14 tRNA genes and 3 rRNA genes are annotated in these 6207 nt (G+C 49.8%); all 17 read left to right on the top strand.

Going from position 1 to position 6207, the window contains the following annotated elements:
• Positions 1 to 1475, top strand: a 16S ribosomal RNA gene (locus ACJ28U_RS05645); the annotation flags it as partial.
• Between the two features lie 78 nt (positions 1476 to 1553).
• Positions 1554 to 1626, top strand: a tRNA-Ala gene (locus ACJ28U_RS05640).
• A 202-nt stretch (positions 1627 to 1828) separates the two neighbouring features.
• A 23S ribosomal RNA gene (locus ACJ28U_RS05635) occupies positions 1829 to 4743 on the top strand.
• Positions 4744 to 4849: 106 nt separating this feature from the next.
• A 5S ribosomal RNA gene (gene rrf / locus ACJ28U_RS05630) occupies positions 4850 to 4966 on the top strand.
• 5 nt (positions 4967 to 4971) lie between these two features.
• Positions 4972 to 5044, top strand: a tRNA-Val gene (locus ACJ28U_RS05625).
• A gap of 2 nt (positions 5045 to 5046) precedes the next feature.
• Positions 5047 to 5119, top strand: a tRNA-Lys gene (locus ACJ28U_RS05620).
• 58 nt (positions 5120 to 5177) lie between these two features.
• Positions 5178 to 5250, top strand: a tRNA-Thr gene (locus ACJ28U_RS05615).
• 4 nt (positions 5251 to 5254) lie between these two features.
• Positions 5255 to 5327: transfer RNA gene (locus ACJ28U_RS05610), tRNA-Gly, on the top strand.
• 2 nt (positions 5328 to 5329) lie between these two features.
• Positions 5330 to 5413, top strand: a tRNA-Leu gene (locus tag ACJ28U_RS05605).
• Between the two features lie 9 nt (positions 5414 to 5422).
• Positions 5423 to 5495: transfer RNA gene (locus tag ACJ28U_RS05600), tRNA-Arg, on the top strand.
• Positions 5496 to 5533: 38 nt separating this feature from the next.
• Positions 5534 to 5607: transfer RNA gene (locus ACJ28U_RS05595), tRNA-Pro, on the top strand.
• A 24-nt stretch (positions 5608 to 5631) separates the two neighbouring features.
• A tRNA-Met gene (locus tag ACJ28U_RS05590) sits at positions 5632 to 5705 on the top strand.
• A gap of 16 nt (positions 5706 to 5721) precedes the next feature.
• Positions 5722 to 5795 (top strand) — tRNA-Ile (locus ACJ28U_RS05585).
• A 22-nt stretch (positions 5796 to 5817) separates the two neighbouring features.
• Positions 5818 to 5907 (top strand) — tRNA-Ser (locus ACJ28U_RS05580).
• A 31-nt stretch (positions 5908 to 5938) separates the two neighbouring features.
• Positions 5939 to 6012: transfer RNA gene (locus tag ACJ28U_RS05575), tRNA-Met, on the top strand.
• Positions 6013 to 6050: 38 nt separating this feature from the next.
• Positions 6051 to 6124 (top strand) — tRNA-Asp (locus ACJ28U_RS05570).
• A gap of 7 nt (positions 6125 to 6131) precedes the next feature.
• Positions 6132 to 6204 (top strand) — tRNA-Phe (locus ACJ28U_RS05565).
• Positions 6205 to 6207 lie beyond the last annotated feature (3 nt).

The raw sequence follows: 6207 nt of genomic DNA, 5'->3' as shown, positions 1-6207 counted from the left end.
GATATGACGATGGACATTGCAAAGAGTGGCGAACGGGTGAGTAACACGTGGGAAACCTACCTCTTAGCAGGGGATAACATTTGGAAACAGATGCTAATACCGTATAACAATAGCAACCGCATGGTTGCTACTTAAAAGATGGTTCTGCTATCACTAAGAGATGGTCCCGCGGTGCATTAGTTAGTTGGTGAGGTAATGGCTCACCAAGACGATGATGCATAGCCGAGTTGAGAGACTGATCGGCCACAATGGGACTGAGACACGGCCCATACTCCTACGGGAGGCAGCAGTAGGGAATCTTCCACAATGGGCGAAAGCCTGATGGAGCAACGCCGCGTGTGTGATGAAGGGTTTCGGCTCGTAAAACACTGTTGTAAGAGAAGAATGACATTGAGAGTAACTGTTCAATGTGTGACGGTATCTTACCAGAAAGGAACGGCTAAATACGTGCCAGCAGCCGCGGTAATACGTATGTTCCAAGCGTTATCCGGATTTATTGGGCGTAAAGCGAGCGCAGACGGTTATTTAAGTCTGAAGTGAAAGCCCTCAGCTCAACTGAGGAATTGCTTTGGAAACTGGATGACTTGAGTGCAGTAGAGGAAAGTGGAACTCCATGTGTAGCGGTGAAATGCGTAGATATATGGAAGAACACCAGTGGCGAAGGCGGCTTTCTGGACTGTAACTGACGTTGAGGCTCGAAAGTGTGGGTAGCAAACAGGATTAGATACCCTGGTAGTCCACACCGTAAACGATGAGTGCTAGGTGTTTGAGGGTTTCCGCCCTTAAGTGCCGCAGCTAACGCATTAAGCACTCCGCCTGGGGAGTACGACCGCAAGGTTGAAACTCAAAGGAATTGACGGGGACCCGCACAAGCGGTGGAGCATGTGGTTTAATTCGAAGCAACGCGAAGAACCTTACCAGGTCTTGACATCCCTTGACAACTCCAGAGATGGAGCGTTCCCTTCGGGGACAAGGTGACAGGTGGTGCATGGTTGTCGTCAGCTCGTGTCGTGAGATGTTGGGTTAAGTCCCGCAACGAGCGCAACCCTTATTACTAGTTGCCAGCATTTAGTTGGGCACTCTAGTGAGACTGCCGGTGACAAACCGGAGGAAGGTGGGGATGACGTCAAATCATCATGCCCCTTATGACCTGGGCTACACACGTGCTACAATGGCGTATACAACGAGTTGCCAACCCGCGAGGGTGAGCTAATCTCTTAAAGTACGTCTCAGTTCGGATTGTAGGCTGCAACTCGCCTACATGAAGTCGGAATCGCTAGTAATCGCGGATCAGCACGCCGCGGTGAATACGTTCCCGGGTCTTGTACACACCGCCCGTCACACCATGAGAGTTTGTAACACCCAAAGCCGGTGGGGTAACCTTCGGGAGCCAGCCGTCTAAGGTGGGACAGATGATTAGGGTGAAGTCGTAACAAGGTAGCCGTAGGAGAACCTGCGGCTGGATCACCTCCTTTCTAAGGAAAATCGGAAACCTACACATTCATTGAAACGATAGTCAGTTTTGAGTGACTTACACTCAATTAAATACCCATGGGGAATTAGCTCAGCTGGGAGAGCACCTGCTTTGCAAGCAGGGGGTCATCGGTTCGATCCCGATATTCTCCATTACAACCTGCGGGTTGTAAGATTAGATCTTTGAAAACTGAATCATAATTGTAAATTTTTAAATTCATTTAATATTGTTAATGCAATATAAATTGAGCCGAAAAAATACACCGCGTAATTTTTTGAGTTTTTTAAATTAGTTTAAAATCGCTTGTGGCCTTGAGCCACATACTCAAACTTATATCGTCAACGAAAGTTGATAGGTTAAGTTATTAAGGGCGCATGGTGGATGCCTTGGCACTAGGAGCCGATGAAGGACGGTACTAACACCGATATGCTTCGGGGAGCTGTAAGTAAGCTTTGATCCGGAGATTTCCGAATGGGGGAACCCAACTTGTTTTGCAAGTTATCACCTAATGAATATATAGTTAGGTTGAAGGTAGACGTTGTGAACTGAAACATCTCATTAGCAACAGGAATAGAAAGAAAAATCGATACCGTCAGTAGCGGCGAGCGAAATCGGTAGAGCCCAAACCAAAGTGCTTGCACTTTGGGGTTGTAGGACTGACATTGTGGAGTTACAAAGTTAGCATTTAGCAGAATCAGCTGGGAAGCTGAGCGAGACAGGGTGATAGCCCCGTATGCGAAAAATGTTGACCTCCCGTCAGGATCCTGAGTACGGCCGGACACGTGAAATCCGGTCGGAATCCGCGAGGACCATCTCGCAAGGCTAAATACTCCCTAGTGACCGATAGTGAACCAGTACCGTGAGGGAAAGGTGAAAAGCACCCCGGAAGGGGAGTGAAAAAGTTCCTGAAACCATGTGCCTACAAGAAGTTAGAGCCCGTTAATGGGTGATAGCGTGCCTTTTGTAGAATGAACCGGCGAGTTACGATAACGTGCAAGGTTAAGGTGGAAAGACCGGAGCCGTAGCGAAAGCGAGTCTGAAATGGGCGAATTAGTACGTTGTTGTAGACCCGAAACCAGGTGACCTACCCATGTCCAGGGTGAAGGTGCGGTAAAACGCACTGGAGGCCCGAACCCGTGCATGTTGAAAAATGCTGGGATGAGGTGTGGGTAGCGGTGAAATTCCAATCGAACTTGGAGATAGCTGGTTCTCTCCGAAATAGCTTTAGGGCTAGCCTCGGAATGTAGCGTGTTGGAGGTAGAGCACTGTTTTGGTGCGGGGCCCATCTCGGGTTACCAAATTAAGATAAACTCCGAATGCCAATCACGTATGTCCGGGAGTCAGACAGTGAGTGATAAGATCCATTGTCGAAAGGGGAACAGCCCAGATCGTCAGTTAAGGTCCCTAAGTGTGTGTTAAGTGGAAAAGGATGTGGAGTTGCATAGACAACTAGGATGTTGGCTCAGAAGCAGCCACCATTTAAAGAGTGCGTAATAGCTCACTAGTCGAGTGATTCTGCGCCGAAAATGTACCGGGGCTAAACACACCACCGAAACTACGGGTGCCACGTAAGTGGCGCGATAGGAGAGCGTTCTAAGGGCGATGAAGTCAGACCGTGAGGACTGGTGGAGCGCTTAGAAGTGAGAATGCCGGTATGAGTAGCGAAAGACAGGTGAGAATCCTGTCCACCGTATGACTAAGGTTTCCTGGGGAAGGCTCGTCCTCCCAGGGTTAGTCGGGACCTAAGGCGAGGCCGAAAGGCGTAGTCGATGGATAACAGGTTGAGATTCCTGTACCAGGTGAACATGTTTGAACGATGGAGGGACGCAGAAGGCTAACGGATCCCAGCTGCTGGATATGCTGGGTTAAATAATAAGTCTTAGATCGAGTTAAATGCTTTATCTTTTAAGGACAAGTTATGATGAGGACCGAAATAAAGTAGGGAAGTCCGTGATGTCACGCTGCCGAGAAAAGCTTCTAGTTAGTGTTTACCTGCCCGTACCGCAAACCGACACAGGTAGTCGAGGAGAGCATCCTAAGGTGAGCGAGTGAACTCTCGTTAAGGAACTCGGCAAAATGACCCCGTAACTTCGGGAGAAGGGGTGCTCAGCGAAAGCTGAGCCGCAGTGAATAGGCCCAGGCGACTGTTTATCAAAAACACAGGTTTCTGCAAAATCGTAAGATGACGTATAGGGGCTGACGCCTGCCCGGTGCTGGAAGGTTAAAAGGAGTGCTTAGCTTCGGCGAAGGTACGAATTGAAGCCCCAGTAAACGGCGGCCGTAACTATAACGGTCCTAAGGTAGCGAAATTCCTTGTCGGGTAAGTTCCGACCCGCACGAAAGGCGTAACGATCTGGGCACTGTCTCAACGAGAGACTCGGTGAAATTTAAATACCCGTGAAGATGCGGGTTACCCGCGACAGGACGGAAAGACCCCATGGAGCTTTACTGTAGCTTGATATTGAGTGTTTGTGCAGCTTGTACAGCATAGGTAGGAGCCGTTGATACCGGGACGCTAGTTTCGGTGGAGGCGTCATTGGGATACTACCCTCGTTGTATGACCACTCTAACTCGCACCACTAAGCGTGGTGGAAGACAGTGTCTGGCAGGCAGTTTGACTGGGGCGGTCGCCTCCTAAAAGGTAACGGAGGCGCCCAAAGGTTCCCTCAGAATGGTTGGAAATCATTCGCAGAGTGTAAAGGCACAAGGGAGCTTGACTGTGAGACTTACCAGTCGAGCAGGTACGAAAGTAGGGCTTAGTGATCCGGTGGTTCCGCATGGAAGGGCCATCGCTCAACGGACAAAAGCTACCCTGGGGATAACAGGCTTATCTCCCCCAAGAGTCCACATCGACGGGGAGGTTTGGCACCTCGATGTCGGCTCATCGCATCCTGGGGCTGTAGTCGGTCCCAAGGGTTGGGCTGTTCGCCCATTAAAGCGGTACGCGAGCTGGGTTCAGAACGTCGTGAGACAGTTCGGTCCCTATCCGTCGCGGGCGTAGGAAATTTGAGAGGAGCTGCCCTTAGTACGAGAGGACCGGGGTGGACGTACCTCTGGTGTATCAGTTGTTCCGCCAGGAGCATCGCTGAGTAGCTATGTACGGATGAGATAAACGCTGAAAGCATCTAAGTGTGAAACTCGCCTCGAGATGAGATTTCCCATTCTTTATGAAGTAAGACCCCTCAGAGATGATGAGGTAGATAGGCTAGAAGTGGAAGTGCGGCGACGCATGGAGCGGACTAGTACTAATGGTTCGAGGACTTAACCAAGTTGAAAACGTGGTGTAAGGCTCAAACGAAGTTTGAAATTAACTATTGACATTATGATTCAGTTTTGAGATAATTAATCTCGTAATGCTAATTTAAATATTAGTCGTGTCGTGACGATGGCACTGAGGCCACACCTGTTCCCATACCGAACACAGAAGTTAAGCTCAGTAACGCCGAAAGTAGTTGGAGGATCGCTTCCTGCGAGGATAGGAAGTCGCGATGCGTATTGGACGTTTAGCTCAGCTGGGAGAGCACCTGCCTTACAAGCAGGGGGTCACAGGTTCGATCCCTGTAACGTCCATTGGGTCGTTAGCTCAGTTGGTAGAGCAGTGGACTTTTAATCCATGGGTCCAGGGTTCGAGCCCCTGACGACCCATTGGGTAATGACCCACAAATAATAAATATTCCGTCAACCGGTGAATTTATACTATGTCGCCGACTTAGCTCAGTTGGTAGAGCATCGCTCTTGTAAAGCGAGGGTCGAAGGTTCGAGTCCTTTAGTCGGCATCATGCGAATATAGTTCAGTTGGTAGAACGCTACCTTGCCATGGTAGAGGTCGCGGGTTCGAATCCCGTTGTTCGCTTTGCCGGCTTGGCGGAATAGGCAGACGCACAGGACTTAAAATCCTGCGATGGAAACATCGTACCGGTTCGATCCCGGTAGCCGGCACTTATTTATGGACTTATATGCTAATTGGATAAACACCCCGGCTACGAACCGGGTATTGCAGGTTCGAGTCCTGCTAGGTCCATTAGCGAACGTAGTTTGCTAATTTCAAATGAATAAGTTCGGGACGTAGCTCAGCTTGGTAGAGCACCTGGTTTGGGACCAGGGGGTCGCAGGTTCGAATCCTGTCGTCCCGATTTATAACAAAATATGTTATAGTTCGCGGTGTAGCTCAGCTGGCTAGAGCGTCCGGTTCATACCCGGGAGGTCGAGGGTTCGATTCCCCCCGCCGCGATTGACTCAAATAACAAGGACCTTTAGCTCAGTTGGTTAGAGCAGACGGCTCATAACCGTCCGGTCGTTGGTTCGAGTCCAACAAGGTCCATTTTTAGACCTTAACGTCTTATGGAGAATTACCCAAGTCTGGCTGAAGGGAACGGTCTTGAAAACCGTCAGGTCGTGAAAGCGGCGCGTGGGTTCGAATCCCACATTCTCCTTTGACATCTTAGATGTCACTTATATTATTATCGCGGGATGGAGCAGTCTGGTAGCTCGTCGGGCCCATAACCCGAAGGTCGTAGGTTCAAATCCTGCTCCCGCAATTGAACTAGAGAATAGTTCAGCATAAACAGAAATGTTTGGTCGCATGGTCTAGTTGGTTAGGACGTTCGCCTGTCACGCGAAAGATCACGGGTTCGAATCCCGTTGTGACCGTTATAATGGCTCGGTAGCTCAGTTGGTAGAGCATACGATTGAAGCTCGTAGTGTCGGCGGTTCGATTCCGTCCCGCGCCATTG

The organism is Weissella sp. MSCH1 (assembly GCF_045799135.1).
Classification (GTDB): domain Bacteria; phylum Bacillota; class Bacilli; order Lactobacillales; family Lactobacillaceae; genus Weissella.
Note: the sequence above shows the minus strand (reverse complement) of the source record. Positions and strands in the feature narration are given on the sequence as shown.